Below are 19,442 nucleotides of genomic sequence, written 5' to 3' on the forward strand. Positions count from 1 at the left end.
GGGTCGTCACGCGGCCGCTCCGTGGCCGCCCGCACCGCGTCCGTCGCCTCCGTGGGTCGGTCGAGGAGTCACCGGTGCGCGGCACGGACGGCGTCCGCGAGGACGTCGGGGTCCCGGTAGTGTTTGGTCACCGGCGGGACCGTCTCGTCGAGGTCGAGCATCTCGTAGACCGCGGTCATCGCCGACCGAACCGAGTACTCGACGGTGAACACGACGTCCCGTGGCTGTTCGGCGTACTGGCCGAGGAACGCCAGATTGTTCGACCCGTCCGGAACGACATCTGGCCGGTCACCGGGCTCCCGTGGCTGGAAGTGCGCCGTGATGAACGGCATCATCGCCGGAATGCAGGTCACGTCGTCGAGTATCTCCGGGAGCCGGTCTTCGCACTGCAGGTGGTAACACAGCTCCTGAAGGATCTCCCGGCCGGTACACTCGGACATCGGTTTCTCCACGTAGTTCCCCTCGCGGTCCGGGAACAGGGCGTAGCCCCAGAAGACCTTCACGTCGTCCGGCTGGTTCTCGAAGTGTGGCTGCGCGGCGACGACCGTCGACAACAGCCAGTTCGATCCGAGGTAGGTGACGAGCCCGTTGCCCGGCTCCTCCTCGGTGAAGTCGACGATGTGGTCGAACAGCTCGGTGTTGTGCAGGGTAACGGTGAACGACTCCCACTTCGTCTCGGTGACGTTATCCGCGAACACCGACGGGTTCCCGAACTGCGGGTTGTCCTCGGCGATGGACTGCCACAGCTCCCACGACGCGCCGGTCTCGTGCAGCTCGGGAACCTCGTCCATCCCGCCGATGGACGACCCGTCGGTCATCGACCCGTTCGTCACGAACACGAGGTCCGACGAGTCGACGTCGACGGACTCGGTTCCGCTGTCGGTCTCACAGTGGATTCGTTCGACGGTCCGCCCGCTCCGCGACGGAACGATGTCCACGTCCGTCACCTCGTGTCCGTACTCGAAGTCGACACCGCGGTCTTCGAGCCAGCGCCTGAGCGGGAGAATCATCGAGTCGTACTGGTTGTACTTCGTCCGGTCGACACCCTCCATCGTGTGTAGCTGCGGGAACTCGTGGAGGAACCGGTACATGTATCGCCGAACTTCCGCGACGCTGTGCCAGGGCTGGAACGCGAAGATCGTCGCCCAGACGTACCAGAAGTTCGTCTCCAGGAACGACTCGTCGAACCACTCCTCGATGCGAGTGTCCCCGAGCTGTGCCTCGGGCGTGAGCAGCAGTCTGGCGAGCGACTGCCGGTGCTGGTGCGTCAGTCCGTAGTTCGACGCGTCGAGTCGCTCGCCCTCGTACATCAACCGCGTCTTCGCGTGCGAGGGGTTCGCGTCGTTGAACTCGTCCATCACGTCCTTGACCGACCGCGAGTCGTCTTCGAGGGACGGAATCGTCTCGAAGAGGTCCCACGTACACTCGTAGGTCGGGTAGTTGAACATCCTGCCGCCCCGAATGAGGTAGCCCTCATCCGGGTCGCCTGCGCCGTCCATCGCGCCGCCAGTGACGTCCAGTTTCTCGTAGACGTGGATGTTCTCGCCGGGCATGTTCCCATCTCGCACGAGGAACGCTGCGCCGGCGAGCGAAGCGATGCCGCCCCCGACGAAGTGTGCCTCGCGGGCAGTCACGTGTGGGTCCTGTTGGAGCGTCATTCTGGGTCACCCTCGTGTAGTGGTAGGTGGACCACAGGCCTAACCGTTAGCAACATCCGTCCAGCAGTTTATAAGAGCGGTATCCGATCGAAACAGTCGCCTTCGGGCCGCCCGGTGTTACCGTTCCGTGCTAGCAATCGTGTGTCCGATCAACTGCTCTGTCCCACGACGGAGGCGCTCCGAAACCGCCGACGTAGTCACATCCAATTCCGCTGCGAGCTCCTCCAGGTCCGCCGCGCGCGGGACGGCGAAGTACCCCAGCCGGTGGGCTGTCAGCAGCGCTTCCCGCTGTGGAACGGTGAGTCCGTAGTCGTCACCGCCGTGTTCCGTCTCACAGAGCCGGTGCGGGCGGAACGTGACGCTGCTGGACTGACAGGCGTCCCGGAACGCTTCGAGGTCTGTTCTGTCGGCGAACTGCGTGCTCACCTTCCACCCGTGCTCGGTCACGAGCGCACCCATCGGATACGTCTGCCCGTCGACGAGCTGTGTGTACATCTCGACGTAGTCCGTCTCCAACGTGGCCCGATACCGGGACTTGACGATGGCCGAGTCGATGGCGACGAACTCCACGACCGAGTCGTCGCCGAGTAGCGCTGACTCGAGCGCGTCCGTGTCGACGTCGGTCGCAGAGAACACGAGCGCCGGCTCCCCGGTCGTTCCGGAGACGACGGTGTCGACGATCAGTCTGGAGTCCAGTTCCCTCGCGACTCCACACAGCGGCAGATCCGCTGACTGCAACTCGAACTCGCAGATGATGCCCATGTGTGTCGTTCCGACGAAAATGATAAATGCGTACTGGAGATTCCCACTCGGCGATGCCGACCGGAACCGCCGTATCCGTTCGACGAACCCCCGCAGGAACCCACCCGAAATATCTCCGAACTGCGACCGAGGACGCGACAGCCGACCGAGCCGTTCCCCGAGACGGTCGAACCGGACGCCGGGAGTGACATTGCCTCGGGAGCGGGCCGTCGCTTGGGACTCTCTCCACCGCCGAGCTTGGTCGATTACCAACAGGCGCCGCTCTATGGGGCTGTGGTCGACTCACTCCGAGAGTCGGTAATAGTTCGGCCTCGGCACTCATAGGGCTCGTCACGGCCGGGAGCCACCCCGGCTCGGAGCGGGTGCGTCGTCATCGGCCACCCGGCGCTACACCGCCCGGAGAGAAGAGCGTTCTCACTCGTCGCGTCGGCGGGCGATGTACACGTCGTACTGCGGAGTATCGGCGACGGGAGAGCCGACGCTGGAGAGCGGGTTCGTCACGCGCCCCGCATTCTCGCTGCCGACGAAGACGACGCTGGCGTCGACCTCGCCGGCGACCTCGCGGATGCGGCGGGCAACGTCGGTCGCCTCGCTTGCGACCGGCTCCACGTTCTCGATGAGCTCGCAGCGGAAGTCGGCGTCGGGGGCGAGGTCGCGGACGCGCTGGCGGAGCTTTCGCTCGATGACGCCGACGTCGAAGGTGTCCTCGGGGTCGAGCCAGTCGCGCTCGCGTGCGTACTCGGGGTCGTCCGGGACGACAGTGAGGACGACCAGCTGTTCGCCGCGGAACGTCGCGAACTCGGTGGCGCGTCGGAGTGCGGTGGTCGACAGTGCGGCGCCGTCGAAGGGGACGAGGAGGGTCATGGGCGATGCTACCGCCGCCGGTGACAATACCCTTTCCCCGGCTCAGGCGAACCGGGCACCGACGTAGCCGCCGAGGCCGCCGAAGACGAGCGGGAACGCGAGGCCGGCGTACAGGACAGTCTCGACGAGCGCTGGCGCCGCCGGGAACGGTCTGGTGAGGGCCGTCACGAGGACGAGTCGACAGGCGACCGCACCGAACAGGTAGCCGGTCGTGACGGCCGCGCCGGTGACCGCGGCGTCGCCCGCCTCGGCGTCGACTCGGTCGCGGCGGTCGACCAGCACCCACCCGGCGAGGACGAGCACCGCCGCGGGAACGACGACCGGGACGAGACCGTCGGTGCCGACACGTGCGCCGCCGGCGACGATGGGGACGCCGTGGCTCGCGTAGAACCGCCAGCCGGTCCGGACGAACGTGTCGGTGACCATGGCTTCTCCTGCGGCCACCGTACGGGCGACGAACAGGACACCGGTCAACAGGTAGCCCGCGAGGAAGGCGACGAGGCCGATGCCGCCCCCGGCGTAGAGCGTCGCCTCGTCCAGCGTGGTGTCGCTCATGCGGTGGTGTCACCGGGCCGTCGAGTTAGTCGTTCCGTTCGCCGTCGGACTGAATGAAACCGCTCAGAGCCCGGTCGGAACGTCGAAGAACGTCGTCTCTATCTCCGCGTCCCAGCGGTCGACCCAGTCCTGCAGGTTCCGGACGCCGAAGGTCTCCGTGGCGTAGTGCCCGGCGAGGAACACGTTCAGGCCGGCCTCGCGTGCCTCGTGGTAGGTCTTCTGCTTGCCCTCGCCCATGACGAGTGCGTCGACGTCCTTCGCGCCGGCCTCGGGGACGTAGTCCGAGCCGTCGCCGGTGGCGATCGCGATGTCGCGGATCTCGTCGGGGCCGAAGTCGATAGTACGGACGGGCTGGCCGCCGGTCGAGAGCTCGCTGGCCAGTGTGTCGCACAGCCCGTCGACGGTGAACGCGTCGCTGGCACGGCCGCGCTGGCCGACGTGCTCCGGGCCGACCGCCCCGAACGGCTCACGTGCTTCGAGGCCGAGCAGGTCCGCGAGCCCGGCGGCGTTCCCGAACTCGGGATGGGAGTCGAGCGGGAGATGGGAGACGTACAGCGCCACGTCGTGGTCGACCAGCGGCGCGACCCGGCCGTACGTCCGCCCGGTGATGCGCTCGATGCCGCCCCATGAGATGCCGTGGTGGACGACGACGGCGTCCGCGCCCCAGTCGGCCGCGCGCTCGAACGTCTGTTTCACGCCGTCCGTGCAGAAGGCGACACGCTCGACGTTCCCTCGCTCCGGGCCGACCTGGAGCCCGTTCGCGCTGGCGTCGAGGTCGGCGAAGTCGCCCGTCCGGAGCTCGTCGTCGAGTCGCTCGCAGAACTCGGTGAGTCGCATGCCCGGAGCGAGGACCGCCGCGGAGAAAGACCCTGCGCTCCCACCACAGCTGCTGCTCCCGCGCTGGCGAACAGGCACCACTGGCCTCCCGACGGCGACGTGGCGCACACCCGCTGTCCGCCGTCGGCCGCTCTCAGGTCACGCGGGCACTGGCCGCGGGATGTGGGTTAAACGATTGCACAACAGCCGAGGCTTGCTGGCTGTGCCCGGTTCCAGGGATGCCACCGTCTGCTGTACACGACCTGTCTCTCGGAGCACATCCGACCGGGAGCCGCCGTAACGGTTACCTGCGCACCGACCGACCGTCGGGTATGGAACGGTTGCCGACGGGTATCTCCCGGCTGGATTCGATGATCGGCGGCGGGGCACCACCCGGGAGCGTCGTGTTGCTCGCGGGCGAGGTCGGCGCCGGTGCCCGGGAGTTCGTCTACACGAGCGTCGCGATGAACGGGCTGAAAGAGTCGGACCAGGAGCTGTTCGACCTGTACTACGGGAACGCGCACGACGCGGCGCGCTTCCCGGAGGAGGTACACTACATCTCCTTCACCGCCGACAGCGACGCGCTGCTGGAGGAGATGCGGTACGTGATGGACGACGAGCTGGTGGATGCAGGGACGGAGCACGTCGAGTTCGCGGACCTGTCGAGCCAGTACTTCCAGCTGTCCCAGGTGCCACGCGAGTGGTACGCCGACGCGACGCCGAACATCAGCTCGCTCGGCGACCGTGACCGTCGGGGGACGCTCAACGCCGTCGGGGAGTACCTGAACGAGAACGGGACGGGCAACCTCGTCGTCGTCGACTCGGTGACAGACCTGCTGAGCGCGGCCGAGGAGCAGATGGACTGGAACCAGATCACACTGCTGATGAAGGGGCTCAAGAAGGCCTCGTACCGGTGGGGCGGGCTGGTGCTCCTGCTCGTGAACACGGAGGCGCTGCCGGAGGAGCACCTGGGCCGGCTGATGGACGCGACGGACGGCACACTCCTGTTCGAGTGGGAGTCAGGTGGCTCGGAGCGAGCGCGGACCCTCGTCGTCAAGCAGTTCCGGGGGGTGCTCTCCCGGCTGGAGGACGAGAACATCATCCAGTTCGAGACGGAGATCCACGACGGGGGCTTCGATATCAGCGACGTGCGGAAAATCCGTTGAGGGCCGTGGCGTGACCTGCAACAAGCCTTAAGCGTTTCCCAGCCGAACTGCGCACGAATGGCGAGCGAGGAGCACGTCGACCTATCCGTGCAGCTACCACCGGAACTGGGGGAGTGGCTGCACGACGAGGCGAGCGAGCAGGGCGTCCCTCCGGAGGCGTTGCTGGAGCAGCTCCTGTCCGCCTACCGGACGGTCTCGGCGGCGAACGAGGGAGAGTCGTACGACCTCGACACGCTGCTGGAGGACCGAGAGGAGGAGTTGGACGAACGGCTCGAGACACAGCGCGAGGAGTACACCGAGCTGATTCAGGATGTTCGCGAGCGCGTCGTCCAGGTCAAACGCGAGACAGACCGGAAAGCGGCCGCGGACCACACCCACGACGAGCTGCGCGCTCGACTGGACGAGCTCGCGACGACGGTCGAGGGGCTCGAGGGTGTTCGAGGGGACCTCGACGACCTCGACGACTCGGTCGAGGAGCTCTCGTCGGAGCTCGACGCGGGCTTCGACAACTACGAGACCATCCTCCGGTACCTGAGCGACACGACCGACGACCTCGAGACGAAGCTGACGAAGCTGGCGCGCCTGACCGTCGACCTGCGCGAGGAGGTGGTGCGGCTCTCGGCGGCGGAGGCACGCCGGTCGTCGGTCGACACGCTCCGGCTCGCGGCCAACCGCGAGGGCATCGAGCGCGCGAAGTGCGAGGAGTGCTCCTCGACGGTCCGTATCGGGCTACTGACCGAGGCGGCCTGCCCGCACTGTGCGAGCACCTTCACCGACATCCAGGCCAGCGACTCGTTCGGGCCGTTCGGGTCGAACCGGCTGCTCACGGGTGATGCGCCGGCGCTGCCCGAGGGCGCCGAGCCCGACCTCGACGAGGACCTCGACGAGGCGTTCTTCGAGGAGGACGACCGCTCCGCACCCGACATCGAGGGGAGAGAATGACAGACGACGACCCGCTCGACGACCTCGTCGACGAGATGGGGGACACGCAGTCGGTGCCGCCGGACGAGGCGGCGTCCGACGACGGCGAGGCCGCCGAGACTGCGGACGAAACGACCCAGGGCGAGGCGGACACCGCCCCGAGCGAGAGCGGTGGCCCCGACGGGGACGCGCCGAACCTCCGGGACGTGTCCCACGAGGTCACCGGGCCGGACGGTGAATCGCCCCCGGAGCTGGAGGGTGAAACTGCCGGCCCGCTCGGCGAGATGGCCGACGAGTTCGAGCGCCGCCGCGAGGACCGCGACGCCGAGCCGGACGACGACCTGTTCGAGTCCGTCGACGTCGGCGACGTGGACAGCGAGGCGCTCTGGGAGCAGGTGTCGACGGACGAGTCGACTGCCGAGCCAGAGCCCGACGTGCCGGAGGTCCGGGTCATCTCCAAGAGCAAGTACTGCCAGCGCTGCGAGTACTTCACCGACCCGCCGGCGGTCGGCTGCACGAACGAGGGGACGACCATCAAGAGCGAGGCGAGCATGGACGAGTTCGAGGTCGTCGACTGTCCGAAGATACTTGAGGACGAGCGCCTCGAACGCACACGATAACGATGCAGTTCTGCGACGACTGCGGTTCGATGATGAAGGCACAGGGCGAGGAGTGGGTCTGTTCGAGCTGCGGCGCGAGCGAGGCCCGCGGCGGCGACGAGAGCGAGTTCGTCAGCACGGAGTCACAGACAGACAGCGAGGTCATCGAGACCGAGGAGAACGCGGAGTTCGAGGGGAAACCCACCGCGACAGACGTTCGCTGTGACGACTGTGGTACCGAGGAGGCCTGGTACTACATCCAGCAGACGGCCTCCGCCGACGAGCCGCCCACGCGCTTCTTCAAGTGCACGGAGTGCGGGAAGAAGTGGCGGGGCTACAACTGAGTCGTCGCCAGTGATTCGACTGAACACGGATTTGACGGAGTGAATAGGAGTAAAATTAAAACGATTCGGACAGAACTATTGCTCCGATGGGAGTAAACGAAACGGGGGCCGCCGTCTCGACGAGTCTCTCGCGGCGGCGCGTCCTCCAGCTACTCGGTATGACCGGGGCGACTGGTCTGACCGCGAGCGAGCTCGCGGGGGCCGAACGTGGTCGGTCGACGACGACCGACGGAAGCCTCGTCTGGTCGACGGCGGCGACCTCGGTCGCGGACGCCCGGCTCATCGGGAACTGTCCGGTCGACACGTACCAGCGATACAATACCGCGACCCCGGGGTTCCCGGGGACGAGCCAGCGGTCGCCGGGCGACGTCGGTGCACGGTCGAACTGGACGGCTCACGTGGGCGACGTACACACACAGCCCGGGCACAAGATCGATCTCTTCACGAACGTCTCCATCCTGTCCGTGATGTGGATTCCATGGCTCGGACGGTGGCGGTACACGTTCCAGGTCAACGGGATTGCGGACAGCTACGGGTACGGTCAGGACAGCTATCCGCAGGTGACGAGCAGGGATGAGGCGTCCGGCCCAGCACCGATTGCGGCCCACGGAGTCACCGTCGGCCAGCCCAACATTCAGGGGCGGCGGGCCAACGAGACGACCATCGTCGCGAGCGCGTCCGACGAGGACGCACCGTACGCGGTCGCCCACCCACGACAGGGACAGGACCACATCGACGAGTGGGCGACGAGGATTGCTGGTATCCGCATCGACGAGGACGACGTGATGTTTGGGTTCGACGTGCTGAAGGCGGTTATTATGGAACTCGCTGGAAAGCTGGCGACACCGATCACGGTCCTCGAACTCACCGCGAAGGGGCTGAACGCACTGTTCGACGAGCAGTGGGGGCCCCAGGAGGTTCCGAAGTGGGCCGAACGCGATCACACGGCCTGGTTCTACGCCGACGACCCCGTGGACCGGGCCGCCCACTCGCGTGTCTTCAGTGTCGATGTCGCCCCGCGCGACCGGGCAACGTACAACGCCGGCATCGTCGACGTCAGGAGCGAGGCGGTGAGCGACGATATCGTGAACATCTACGAGGCTGAAAAGGGTATCAGAAGGGCCCGAAACGGGCAGAACGACAGCGACCTCTCGCTGTACCATCGGTACACGGATCTCGTCGACAATACGGTCCGGATCTACCTGCCGACGCTGCCGAACCCGGCGAATGCCAGCGACAGCGAGCTCGACGAGATGCGCGACGAGTTCGGGCTCGAGCCGTACTGTCTCGTCGAGGACGATGGCGACGTGAACGAGAACCGCTGTCTCTACCTCGCCTCGAACGTCGAGCCGGGATTCAACTGGTACTGAGCACCCCGCCCGCCCGGTCTACACCTCGTCGAGCGGGACGGCGAGCGTCGACCGTCCCGCGTGTGCATCGTCGTGGAGCCGGTAGGTCGCCCAGACCGAGGCGTCGACCGCCGCCCCTGCCCGGTCGACCAGCCGGCCGTCGTCGGGTCGGAGTACGACGTCGGCGTTCGGGCTGTCGGCCACGGTCACCAGGTCGTACGTCCCGACGTGCGGCGGTGCCTGGACGGACGCGTTCTCGACACCGTCCTGGCCCGGGTCGTGCGAGAGGATGCCGGTCACGACGTCCCCGTTCCCCCGGGTGGTCCGCACGCGGAGGAACAGCAGGTACGACCCGGCCGTCGTGAAGTCGGCGTTCCGCGTCTGGTACGTGCGGTACTCATCGGAGACGCTGACGTCGGTGTTCGGCGGCAGGAACTCGTAGGTGAACTCGGGCCCTGTCTGGTGGTCGACAACCTCCGTGTTGCCGACGCTGGGCCCCTTCGGGTTGAGCGCGCGGAGCAGGTACCACTCGTAGCCGCTCACCTCACCGTTGCCCATGACCCAGGAGCGTTCGGCGGTGAACGTCACCTCCTCGTTCGGGGGAACGTACTGGGCACCGCCTGGATACGCCATCCCTGTCCCGGTGGCGGCGATGGTGGCACCGTCGTCGGTGTTCACCGACGAGCCGAGCCCGCTTTCGAGCTCCTGGGCGTCGAGCTGCCGTTCTATCTTGGCGACGACCTCGCCGGAGCCGGCCTCCTCGTCCGCCCCGATCGTGATTGTGGCCGAGGCCGTCTGTCCCTCGTGGGCGATCTCGGCGGTCACCTCGCGGTCGGAGCGACCGTCCTGGGAGACGCAGTAGTGATGGACGTCGGTCGTCTCGACGTTCCCCGCGACCGTCCAGGTGACCGACCCGGTGTACGTCTCCGCCCCTTCGCCGGTGTAGATGTAGCCCGTCGCGGAGACCATGACGGAGTCCCCGCCGGGGCAGGTACGGTACCGCGATGGGGTGGACGATTCGTCGACCACCGCGAGCTGCAGGTCGAGCTCGCCCGGCTCGCCGCCGAGCGAAAGCGTGTCCGATGCGGAGTGCTCGTCGTTCCCGATCTGGACCGAGACCGTCTTCTGGACGCCGTCCGGTGGCACGATACAGAGGTCCCCAGACGTGTTGGTCTCGCGGTCGACGCCGTTGACCGACCACTGGTACGGTCCGTCGTACAAAACGGGGCCGTCAGGGGTGTATCGCTCGGCGTCGGTGGCGGTGACGTAGATGTCCTCGCCGGGGCACTCGTGGTACTGCACGGGCTGGCGTTCGACGAAGTGCTCGACCTCGACGTGCAGCTGGGCCAGCCCGGTGTCCTCGACCGTGATCTGCCGCGTGTCGACGCTGGTGTACGTCTCGCCGACGGCCTCGAGCGTCACGGTGTAGTCGCCCTCGACCTCGTACATGTACGGGTACGGGCCGACGCTCTCGGCCACGAGCTGGGAGTCCTGTGCGCTCCCGTGGCGTTTGCCGCTGGCGTCGGCGTCCGGTGCGAAGTCCCAGCGGAACTCGGTGACGCTATCGGCGTGTTCCGTCTCCGCAGCGGAGAACCAGTGGAGCCCTGCCTGGGTGTAGCTGTCGGGCAGCAGCTCGCTGTCCGGGACGTTCTCGAGGTACTCCAGAAGCTCCTCGATTTCGGACTGGGACGGGATGCTGATGTTCGCGACTGGTGTGTCCTCGGGGAGCACCTCGAAGGTGAACGTGCCGACCGCGGTCTCACCGGTCGTGGTCGTGACGCGGACGTTGACGGTGTGCTCGCCAGCTTCGGTGAAGCCCCCGCTGTCGTGTGGGACCTCGACGGTCGCGCCCCTGAGGGCCCCGCCGGGGTCGGGTGCGTACTCGAACGTCCCGTCGTCGTCGAGGTCCCACTCGTACTGGTAGATGGCGAGCGTGGGGTCGTCCCCGTACGCCGCGGAGTTCTCGGCGGTCAGGGTGACGGTCCCGCCGACACGCGGCCGGGTGTCGTCGTCCATCTCGACGACGACATCGACCTCGGGGCTGTCGGCGGCCGCGACCTGGTGGGTCTGGAGGTCAGGCCCGGCCGCGTCGAGCGTTCCCGCGTCGGCGCGGTACACCGTCTTTCCGTCACCGTCCTCGTCGACGACTGCGACGGAGACGACGGGTTCGCGACCACCGTCGAACGTGGCGACGAGCGGCCCGGCACGGACCGGGGTCGTCCCGACGTGGAGCCGGTGGCCCAGACGCTCGCCGCGCCGACTGCGGAGCCGGGACACGCTGGCGGACTCGTCGACGGTCATACCGTCGTCTTCGAGGCCGTCGACGACAGTCTGGAAGGTTCGCGAGCCGCGGAGCCGGTCCACGAGCTGGTCGGCGCGAGGCCCGTTGATCCGCTCCGGCGTAACGTCGTCCACGGTTATCGGTCCCCGGTTATCGGGCGGGCGCTCGGGGTACATCGTTCCGTTCTTCATACTACTGTGGAAAATTAGCCGATGTTGGTTAAAATTTTCCACCAAGGAACTCGGTATTACTGGGGAACCTGGTGAGTGGCGTCGGATTCGCAACTGTGATCGCAGCAGCGGCGACGAGATAGCACCGATATCCGCAACCCTTTACTCGCAACCGAGTGGCAAATTTGTCCACGGTCGCGGGCCGTTATACCGCTCGCTACCGTACACCGTGCCATGAGCTTGCACGACAGGGACGTTCGGCAGGACGTCCGGGAGCTCGGCGCGCTCCTGGGTGACGTGCTCGAAGCCCAGTCCTCCACGGGGGCGTTCGAGACGGTCGAGTCCGTCAGGACCGCAGCCATCGACTACCGACGCGGAACCGAGGACGACCGGGAGGGACTCGCGGCCGAACTCGAAGGACTGACGCCGGAGCTGTCGAGCGTGGTCGCACGGGCGTTCACGACGTACTTCGAACTCATCAACCTCGCCGAGGAGCGCGAGCGCGTCCGGTCGGTCCGGCGCGGCGAGCAGGACGGCACGCTCGCCGACGGCGTCCGCGAGGCCGTCGCGGACCTCGCCGCGGACGACCCGGAGACGGTCCAGCAGGTGCTCGACGACGTGCTCGTCGAGCCGACGTTCACCGCCCACCCGACCGAGGCGCGCCGGAAGACGGTGAAGGCGAAGCTGCGCTCGGTCGCGAACCACATCGAGAGCCTCGACGAGCAGCGACTCACCGACGGCGAGCGGGAGCGGATCGAGGGCGCCCTCGAGGCCGAGGTGACGAGCCTCTGGCAGACGCCGCAGGTCCGGGACCGCCAGCCACACCCGACCGACGAGGCGCGGAACGTCCAGTGGTACCTCGAGAACACGCTGTTCGACGTGACCGCCGACGTGTACGCGGACCTGGAGGAGGCCCTCGGCGAGTCGTTCGAGGACCTCGACGTCGGCAAGCTGTTCGAGTTCCGGTCGTGGGCGGGTAGCGACCGCGACGGCAACCCGTTCGTGACACCGGAGGTGACGACCGAGACGCTCTCGCGCCAGCGACGGGTCGTCCTCGAGCGCTACCGCGACCGGCTGAAGGCGCTGTCCGGTGTCCTGAGCCAGGACGCCGCCCGTCTCGACGTCGGCGAGCAGTTCGAGGCGTCGCTGGCCGCGGACCGCGACCGGCTCCCCGGCGTGGTCGACGAGGCCGAGGCGCGCTACCCGAGCGAGCCGTACCGCCAGAAGCTGAAGCTGATGCGCGAACGCCTCGACCGCGTGGACGACGTCCGGCCGGGCGGCTACGGCGACGCGGCGGAGCTGGCGGATGACCTGTCCGTGCTCGCGGAGAGCCTGCGCAAGAACGGCGGCGAGTCGATCGTCGACGCCCACGTCGAGCCCGCGCGGCGGCAGGTCACGACGTTCGGGTTCTCGCTGGCCAGCCTCGACCTGCGCGACCACCAGGAGAACCACACCGAGGCTGTCGGCGAAGCTCTCGCCCGCGAGGGTATCGACTACGAGGCCTTCGACGAGGACGAGCGCGTCGAGACGCTAACAGCGGCCATCCTGCAGGACGAGCCCATCGTGGACGTGGCCGACACCGAGGGGCTCTCGGAGACGGCGGGCCGCGTTCTCCGGCGGTTCGACCACCTCGCGGACTGGCACGACGAGTTCGGCGTGCAGGCCATCGACACCTACGCCATCTCGATGACCGAGGAGCCGAGCCACGTGCTCGAGGTGCTGTTCCTCGCGGACCAGGCCGGCGTCGTCGAGCTTCCTGGCTACTGCGGGCTCGACGTCGTCCCCCTGCTAGAGACCGAGAGCGCGCTCTCGGGGGCGCGGCGCATCATGGGCACGCTGTTCGAGAACGAGGCCTACGCGAGCGCACTCGAGGCCCGGGGAGGGAGTCCGCCGAGCGAAGCGAGTGGGACGTCGAGTGACTCGTCACTCGGAACGCAGGAGATCATGCTGGGCTACTCCGACTCGAACAAGGAGAACGGCTTCCTCGCGGCGAACTGGTCGCTGTACGAGAACCAGCGGCACCTCGCCGACGTCTGCGACGAGTTCGACGTGACGCTGCGGCTGTTCCACGGGCGCGGCGGCTCTATCTCGCGCGGTGGCGGGCCGATGCACGAGGCGCTGCTCGCGCTCCCGAACCGCACGGTGACGGGCCAGGTGAAGTTCACAGAGCAGGGCGAGGCGATCGCCGAGAAGTACGCCAACCCGCGGGTCGCCGAACGCGAGATCTCCCAGATGCTCAACGCGCAGCTCAGGGCCCGCCGGAACGCCATCGAGATGCCCGAGGAGTCGGTATCCGACGAGTGGCTCGACGCGATGACGACGATGGCCGACGCCGCACGCGACGAGTACCGGGACCTGCTCGAGACGGAGGGGTTCGTCGCGTACTTCGAGCAGGCGACGCCCATCACCGTCATCGAGGACCTGAACCTCGGCTCGCGGCCGGCCTCGCGCTCGGGCGACCGCAGCGTCGAGGACCTCCGGGCCATCCCCTGGGTGTTCTCGTGGACGCAGTCCCGTTGCATCCTCCCGGGCTGGTACGCGCTGGCGACCGGCATCGACGCCTACCTCGACGACGGTGGCGACGTGGAGACGCTCCAGGAGATGTACGACTCGTGGCCGTTCTTCCGGTCGACGCTCGACAACGCCGCGCTCTCGCTCGCCCGGACGGACCTCGAGATCACGACCTACTACGCCGAGCTCGCAGAGCCGGCGCTCCGCAAGCGGTTCTTCCCGCGCGTCACCGACGAGTACGAGCGCGCCACCGACCTCGTGACTACCATCACCGACCGGGAGACGCTGTACGCCCGTGACTGGTACGGCGAGAGCCTCCGGCGGCGCAACCCGTACGTGGACCCGTTGAACCTGCTCCAGACGCGACTGCTCGAGCAGAGCCACCGGACCGAGGCCGAGGAACGGACGCTCCGGCTGACGGTCAAGGGCATCGCGGCGGGGATGCAGAACACCGGCTGAGACAGCCTATCCTTGTAGGACTCCCGGCGGGAACCAGAGTGCGTTGGGCGCATCCTTAGGTTGGTTCGTGTTCTAGCCGGCACCCGAAGGGAGAATGACTGCAGTCGAGCCAGACCCAGACACGTCGACCGAGAGCGCCGAGGCGACGTGCGCCACGTGCGGTGTCCCCGTCGAGACGGACGAGTGGCATCCAGCCGCGACCACCACGACAGACGATGGGACCGTCGAGATACGCTCGTTCTGCGGCCGGAGCTGTCGCGACCGCTGGCGGGAGCGACGGGAGTAGCCCGCCGACTCGGGCCGTGCGCTGCGGCCTCCGCACTGCACCACCTCGCCACGTTCGGAAGCGGCCGCGGTCAGGAGCGGTCGCTCGCCGGGCGGTCAGGCTCGCGGTCGGACGGCGCCACGTCGAGCAGGTCGGTGAACAGCTTCTGCTGAGCGGCCCGGAGGTGCTCGTGGAACGTCGGCGAGGAGATACCGAGCGTCGCCGCGATCTCCTCGGCGTCGTTCTCGCGCGGCCACTCGAAGTAGCCGCCCCGGAGCGCGGCCGACAGGGCCTCGTGCTGGCGGTCGGTGAGCTGCTCCTCGAGCGTCGACCGGAACTCCGAGACGCGCCGTTCGGGGCGCTTTCGTTCGCGCTTCGCCCGGAGGTCCACGGACTCGAACATCGCCTCGAAGGAGTCGACCAGCGACCGTATCGACGCGGACTTCGGGAGCTCCGCGACGAGCTCCGCAGAGCCGTCGTCGACGACGATCTCGCGGACGGTGCCCCCGTGCTCGGCGAGGAGCGTCGAGATCGGCGGGTCGACGACGGTCATCGTCACGAGCGCCTCCTCGCCGCCGCTGTCGAGCACCGAGAGCCCCTCGACGAGGTCGAACGACCGGATGGTGTCGAACAGCGTCTCGCCGGGGCTGCCGGTGATGGTGAAGTACTCGACGAAGGTGTGGTCGTCGAGCGCGGTCGCTCCCTCGAGCTCCGCGGTGACGCCGTGTTCCGCGACGGCCTGGAACATCGGGTTGGACGGGTCACGGATGATCAGTTCGAGCTGGACCGTGCCGTCGGCGATGAGCGCGGCGCGGCGCTCGGTCGCGTTGATGGCGAGGCCGACGACGCTCCGGAGCTGCGAGAGTGCCTCCACGACGCCGTCGGTGAACGCGTCGGGCTTCGTCGCGAACACGGTGACGACGCCGTACTGTGACCCCTTGTAGGTGACCGGAACCGCGGCGACCGACGCGAAGCCACAGTCCAGCGCTGCCCGGACCCAGGGCGAACTCGCGTCGAGCGCCGAGAGGTCACGGACGCGTTCGACGGACTGGGACGCGGCCGCCTCGCCCGCCGGGTGGGCGACCGCCTCGCTCACCGGCACCGTCGCCGCCGGTTCGAACTCGTTCGGCCCCGCGCTCGTCGCCAGCTCGACCGTGTCGCGCCGGGAGTCGACCCGGCCGAGCCAGGCCGCCGCGAACAGCGACGAATCGACGAGCTGGTCACAGACGGTTCGCTCGACCATCGTCCGGTTCGCGGCGTTGACGAGCGTCTCGTTCACGCTCTGGAGGACGCGGTTGAGCTGGGCCAGGCCCTCCAGTTCGTCCCGTTGGCGTTCGAGCGCCCGTTCGCGTTCCTTGCGCTCGGTCACGTCCCGGAAGTACACCGACAGTCCCGTCTCGGAGGGGTACGCCTGGACCGAGAACCACGTCGAGAGGGGCGGGAAGTACTCCTCGAAGGAGACCGGTCGCTGCGTCTCCATGGCGTGCTCGTACCGGTCCTGGAAGCGGCTGTCGACGGCGGCGGGGAAGCGGTCCCAGACCAGGTCGCCGATGACGCTGTCGGCGTCGACGCCGATGAGTTCGGCGGCGCGCTCGTTGACGTAGCGGAACCGGAACTCGCTGTCGAGCGCGAAGAAGGCGTCCGTCACCCGCTCGAGGTGGGACTCGAGCTCCGACTCCAGCCGCTCGCGCTGTGACACGTCGCGGATGACGCCCGTGTAGTGCGTCCCGGCGGCCGTCTCGAACCGGCCGAAGGTCACGAGCACCGGCACCTCGTTGCCGTCGGCGTCGGCGGCGGTGTAGCGGACCGGCTGCCACTGGCGGCTCGCGTCGTCGTCGGAACCGAACGGCGGCAGGAGACCCCGGTCGCCGCCGTCTTCGGGGAGGAGCGTCGAGAGGTGTTTCCCGACCAGTTCGCCGTCCTCGAAGCCGAAGATGTTCCTCGTCGCCGGGTTGGTCTCGGTGACGTGGCCGTCCGTGTCGACGGTCACGACGCCGTCCTGTGCGTGGTGGGCGAACACCGCGAAGCGGTTCGCGGTGTCGGTAACGTCGCCACTCGTGGAGACGTAGGCGGCGAGCTCGCGGAACGGAACTGGCTGGTCTTCGGAGAGGGTGTGGAGGACGCCGTCGCCGACGACATCGCTCGCGTCGCGATCGCTGTCGGTCGTGACGTGGACGAACGGGACCCGGTCGACGTGGGTGTCGTGGACGGCGGCGAGGCCCTCCCAGCTCGCGCGGTCGCCGTCCTCGCCGACGACCACGCAGTCGGCGGCGCCGTCCCGGAGCCGCTCGTCGAGGGCGTCGACGGACCCGAGCGTCTCGACGGCGAGTCCCGAGCCCGGACCGTCCGGGAGCTCCGGTTCCGGAGTCGGGTCCGCGGTGAGATAGAGCACCCTGAACTCCTCGGTCATCACATCCTCCCGTTCGAGGTCTCGACCGGTAAATGCGTTGTGTCCCGCTGCATGGCAGCCACTCGGTTCCGAATCCGTATAATTGACCTCCTCCCGCGCCTAAAGACGGGGGTATGCGCTCGTAACTCTATCACTCCGCCACCGTCGGCCTCGGAGACAACCCATTTGAGCCTCGGCCCCCGACGTTGCGGTGATGGCCGACTCCAGACGCGTCGAAGTCCACGCCGGACGCGAGGTGGTCGTCGACTTCGACCCGTCGCTCACCTTCGAGTGCGTCGACGACTGCACCTGGTGCTGTCAGCACGGCGTGTTGCTGTACGAGCAGGACTTCTTCGCGCTGGCCGAGCACGCCGACCTCGCCGACGCGACCACGGACTTCCGGGGAGAGGACTTCGTCCGCAAGGAGGAGAAGGACCGCGAGGACCACGTCGGCGAGGACGGACAGGCCTGCTACTTCCTGCGGGACGACGGGCTCTGTTCGCTCCACCTCGAGCACGACTGGAAGCCGGCGCGCTGTTCGGTGTTCCCGCTCGCGGTCACCGTCGAGGACGGCGACATCCACGTCGACATCCGCGACAGCGCCCACGAACACTGCGAGGGCCTGGACGTCTCCGAGCGCAAGGTGATCGACAACCTCGACGCGTTCCTCCCCGAGGTGCTGTGGGAACTTGACGACCCGGCGAGCGACCGAGAACTGTAGGCTCGCGGCCGCCGTCGGTGACTGAAAGCCGCGTTTCACCCAGACGAGGACATTAGGTGGACAGTGCCGTCGGCTCACACGTGCAACGGCGTGGCCTCCTCACCGCGTTCGCAACCGCCGTCGCCGGCGTCGCCGGCTGCGTCCAGGGACCGCTGGACGCCACGGGCGGCCGGTCGCCCGACCCGCAGAGCGGTAGCTGGGAGGCTCCGCCGCCGTGCCCGACGTTCGACGCTCGGGCGGACCGGACGGTCTGTACTGGAGCTGGCCAGTCGGCGCCGCCGGCCGCGCCGGTCACGCTGAAGCTCCCCGCGAAGACCCCTATCGCCCCCGATACGCAACTCGGCGTGTCGCTCCATCCCCGCGGCGACGAGCCGGTGACGTTCGACCCCGCTGCCTGGGGCCTGCATCGGTACGCGGACGGCGAGTGGCGTGCCGTCGCGTCCGGGCGGTCGTCCGGCCGGTACGCGACCGTCTACCCCGACGAACGACACGACTGGGTGTTCGACGGGAGCGGCACGACGGCCGGGAACAGGACTGCGGTCCGTCACTCGCTCGCACCGGGCCGGTACGCCTTCGCCGTCACGGTAAGCGCCGGCCGCGGCTGGACGTTCGGCGACCGGTTCGAGTGCGTCGCGCTGTTTGCTATGCGTGAGCCGTAGCCGGCCTCACCCGACGAGCAGCCACGCGACGAAGACGAGGGCACCGCCGAGGAAGGTGCTCCCGACGGCGTGGACGCGGAGCCGGTCGAGCAGGTGGTGTGCGTCGTCGGAGACCTGCGCGACCTCGTACACCTCGCCGCCGATCTCACAGCGCGGGAGGAAGTCCATCGCGACGTGGAGGAAGACGCCTGCAGCGAAGCCGAAGACGGCGGCGGTGACCACCGGCTCGCCGGAGAGGTCGAGGAAGCTCGCCGGGATGGCGGTGAGCCCGACACCCGTCGCGGGCAGCAGGATGACTGTCGGCGACTGCCCGTTGCTGGCGAGGCGGCGTGCGGCGGCGTAGCCGGCGGGCCCCTTGTGCGAGACGATGGCGAGTCCGAGACCGACGCCGAGTTCGGGCATCGTGCCGTAGACGATGCCGATGATGACGCCGGCGGCGAGCGCGTGCGCGGAGAGCTCGACCGCCGTGTGGTCGAAGCCGATGTCGACGTGGGCGAAGCGATGGCCGAGCGTGTGCGAGCCGAAGCCGGCGAGCAGGCCGGCGGCGACGCCCGCGCCGGCGTACTTCATCGCCGTCGCGGGACTGGCCGCCCCCTGTGCGAGGCCGAACGCCTGCGGGAGGAGAAAGAGCGCGGCGCTGACTATCATGGCTCCCGAGGCGAGCCCGTAGCCCCAGACGAGCGCCTTTGCGTGCTGGTCGCGGGCCTTGACCCCGAGCGGGATGGCGACTGCCATGGCGAAGAACGCGACCCACGCGATGCCGACAGGCTTCATCGCGTCGGTGCTCGGCGCGGAGAGGAGGGCGGCAGCACTCAGTGCGAGGAGCAGCGCGACGGCGAGGAGCCCGACCCGCGAGAGGTCGTCGACGCCCCGCCAGCTGAACGATTCCGTGGAACCCATTGTTACTAACAATCAAATTCGAGTTAATAAGGGGTTCGGTTGTCGCGGTCGCT

General features: G+C 68.1%; 17 protein-coding genes. 9 read left to right on the forward strand and 8 right to left on the reverse strand.

All coding sequences use genetic code 11. The features are described from left to right. Positions 1-68: 68 nt before the first annotated feature. The 5 genes from BLT27_RS09795 to BLT27_RS09815 all read right to left on the reverse strand — a co-directional run bounded on the left by BLT27_RS09795 (position 69) and on the right by BLT27_RS09815 (position 4,676). Positions 69-1,658, reverse strand: a complete 1,590-nt coding sequence (locus BLT27_RS09795) for an oleate hydratase (protein WP_089733339.1) — start codon at positions 1,656-1,658, stop codon at positions 69-71. Positions 1,659-1,775: 117 nt separating this feature from the next. Continuing rightward, the gene (locus tag BLT27_RS09800) at positions 1,776-2,420 is read right to left on the reverse strand and encodes a helix-turn-helix domain-containing protein (protein WP_089733341.1); all 645 of its coding nucleotides are present in this window, start codon (positions 2,418-2,420) and stop codon (positions 1,776-1,778) included. A gap of 414 nt (positions 2,421-2,834) precedes the next feature. Then, on the reverse strand, positions 2,835-3,284 hold the full coding sequence (locus BLT27_RS09805) for a universal stress protein (protein ID WP_089733343.1): 450 nt from the start codon (positions 3,282-3,284) through the stop codon (positions 2,835-2,837). Between the two features lie 42 nt (positions 3,285-3,326). Beyond that, positions 3,327-3,839 (reverse strand): DUF7978 family protein, encoded by a 513-nt coding sequence (locus BLT27_RS09810; RefSeq protein ID WP_089733345.1) that lies wholly within the window; start codon positions 3,837-3,839, stop codon positions 3,327-3,329. 63 nt (positions 3,840-3,902) lie between these two features. Next, entirely contained in the window at positions 3,903-4,676 is a 774-nt protein-coding gene (locus BLT27_RS09815) for a Nif3-like dinuclear metal center hexameric protein (protein ID WP_089733347.1), read from the reverse strand. 311 nt (positions 4,677-4,987) lie between these two features. Here BLT27_RS09815 and BLT27_RS09820 point away from each other — a divergent pair, with 311 nt between their 5' ends. The 5 genes from BLT27_RS09820 to BLT27_RS09840 all read left to right on the forward strand — a co-directional run bounded on the left by BLT27_RS09820 (position 4,988) and on the right by BLT27_RS09840 (position 9,055). Continuing rightward, positions 4,988-5,821, forward strand: a complete 834-nt coding sequence (locus BLT27_RS09820) for an RAD55 family ATPase (RefSeq protein ID WP_089733349.1) — start codon at positions 4,988-4,990, stop codon at positions 5,819-5,821. A gap of 57 nt (positions 5,822-5,878) precedes the next feature. Then, on the forward strand, positions 5,879-6,763 hold the full coding sequence (locus BLT27_RS09825; protein ID WP_089733351.1) for a coiled-coil domain-containing protein: 885 nt from the start codon (positions 5,879-5,881) through the stop codon (positions 6,761-6,763). Continuing rightward, positions 6,760-7,362, forward strand: coding sequence for a DUF8135 domain-containing protein (locus BLT27_RS09830; RefSeq protein ID WP_089733353.1), 603 nt, complete (start codon positions 6,760-6,762; stop codon positions 7,360-7,362). The genes BLT27_RS09825 and BLT27_RS09830 overlap by 4 nt, the downstream gene beginning before the upstream one ends. Before the next feature lie 2 nt (positions 7,363-7,364). Beyond that, a complete protein-coding gene (locus BLT27_RS09835) occupies positions 7,365-7,685 on the forward strand; it encodes a transcription factor S (protein WP_089733355.1) in 321 nt (106 codons plus the stop codon). Between the two features lie 86 nt (positions 7,686-7,771). Next, the gene (locus BLT27_RS09840) at positions 7,772-9,055 is read left to right on the forward strand and encodes a hypothetical protein (protein WP_139172293.1); all 1,284 of its coding nucleotides are present in this window, start codon (positions 7,772-7,774) and stop codon (positions 9,053-9,055) included. 18 nt (positions 9,056-9,073) lie between these two features. Here the strand turns inward: BLT27_RS09840 and BLT27_RS09845 are convergent, their stop codons facing one another. Next, positions 9,074-11,506 carry a hypothetical protein gene (locus tag BLT27_RS09845; RefSeq protein WP_089733358.1) on the reverse strand — a complete coding sequence of 811 codons (2,433 nt, stop codon included), beginning with the start codon at positions 11,504-11,506 and terminating at the stop codon, positions 9,074-9,076. A 213-nt stretch (positions 11,507-11,719) separates the two neighbouring features. On the opposite strand from BLT27_RS09845, the gene ppc reads away from it, so the two are divergent. Further along, complete coding sequence (ppc, locus tag BLT27_RS09850; RefSeq protein ID WP_089733360.1) at positions 11,720-14,455, forward strand: phosphoenolpyruvate carboxylase; 2,736 nt, start codon at positions 11,720-11,722, stop codon at positions 14,453-14,455. 94 nt (positions 14,456-14,549) lie between these two features. Then, positions 14,550-14,741 (forward strand): DUF7576 family protein, encoded by a 192-nt coding sequence (locus tag BLT27_RS09855; protein WP_089733362.1) that lies wholly within the window; start codon positions 14,550-14,552, stop codon positions 14,739-14,741. A 70-nt stretch (positions 14,742-14,811) separates the two neighbouring features. Here BLT27_RS09855 and BLT27_RS09860 read toward each other — a convergent pair whose 3' ends face one another. Beyond that, a complete protein-coding gene (locus tag BLT27_RS09860) occupies positions 14,812-17,130 on the reverse strand; it encodes a bacterio-opsin activator domain-containing protein (RefSeq protein ID WP_089733364.1) in 2,319 nt (772 codons plus the stop codon). 190 nt (positions 17,131-17,320) lie between these two features. Between BLT27_RS09860 and BLT27_RS09865 the strand changes: the two genes are divergently transcribed. Both BLT27_RS09865 and BLT27_RS09870 read left to right on the forward strand, forming a co-directional pair. Then, a complete protein-coding gene (locus BLT27_RS09865; protein WP_089733366.1) occupies positions 17,321-17,830 on the forward strand; it encodes a hypothetical protein in 510 nt (169 codons plus the stop codon). 80 nt (positions 17,831-17,910) lie between these two features. Next, a complete protein-coding gene (locus tag BLT27_RS09870) occupies positions 17,911-18,489 on the forward strand; it encodes a hypothetical protein (RefSeq protein ID WP_139172294.1) in 579 nt (192 codons plus the stop codon). A gap of 6 nt (positions 18,490-18,495) precedes the next feature. On the opposite strand, the gene BLT27_RS09875 is transcribed toward BLT27_RS09870, so the two are convergent. Next, complete coding sequence (locus BLT27_RS09875; protein WP_089733370.1) at positions 18,496-19,389, reverse strand: ZIP family metal transporter; 894 nt, start codon at positions 19,387-19,389, stop codon at positions 18,496-18,498. Positions 19,390-19,442 lie beyond the last annotated feature (53 nt).

Origin of the sequence: Haloarchaeobius iranensis (assembly GCF_900103505.1) — an archaeon.
Taxonomy (GTDB): Archaea; Halobacteriota; Halobacteria; order Halobacteriales; family Natrialbaceae; genus Haloarchaeobius; species Haloarchaeobius iranensis.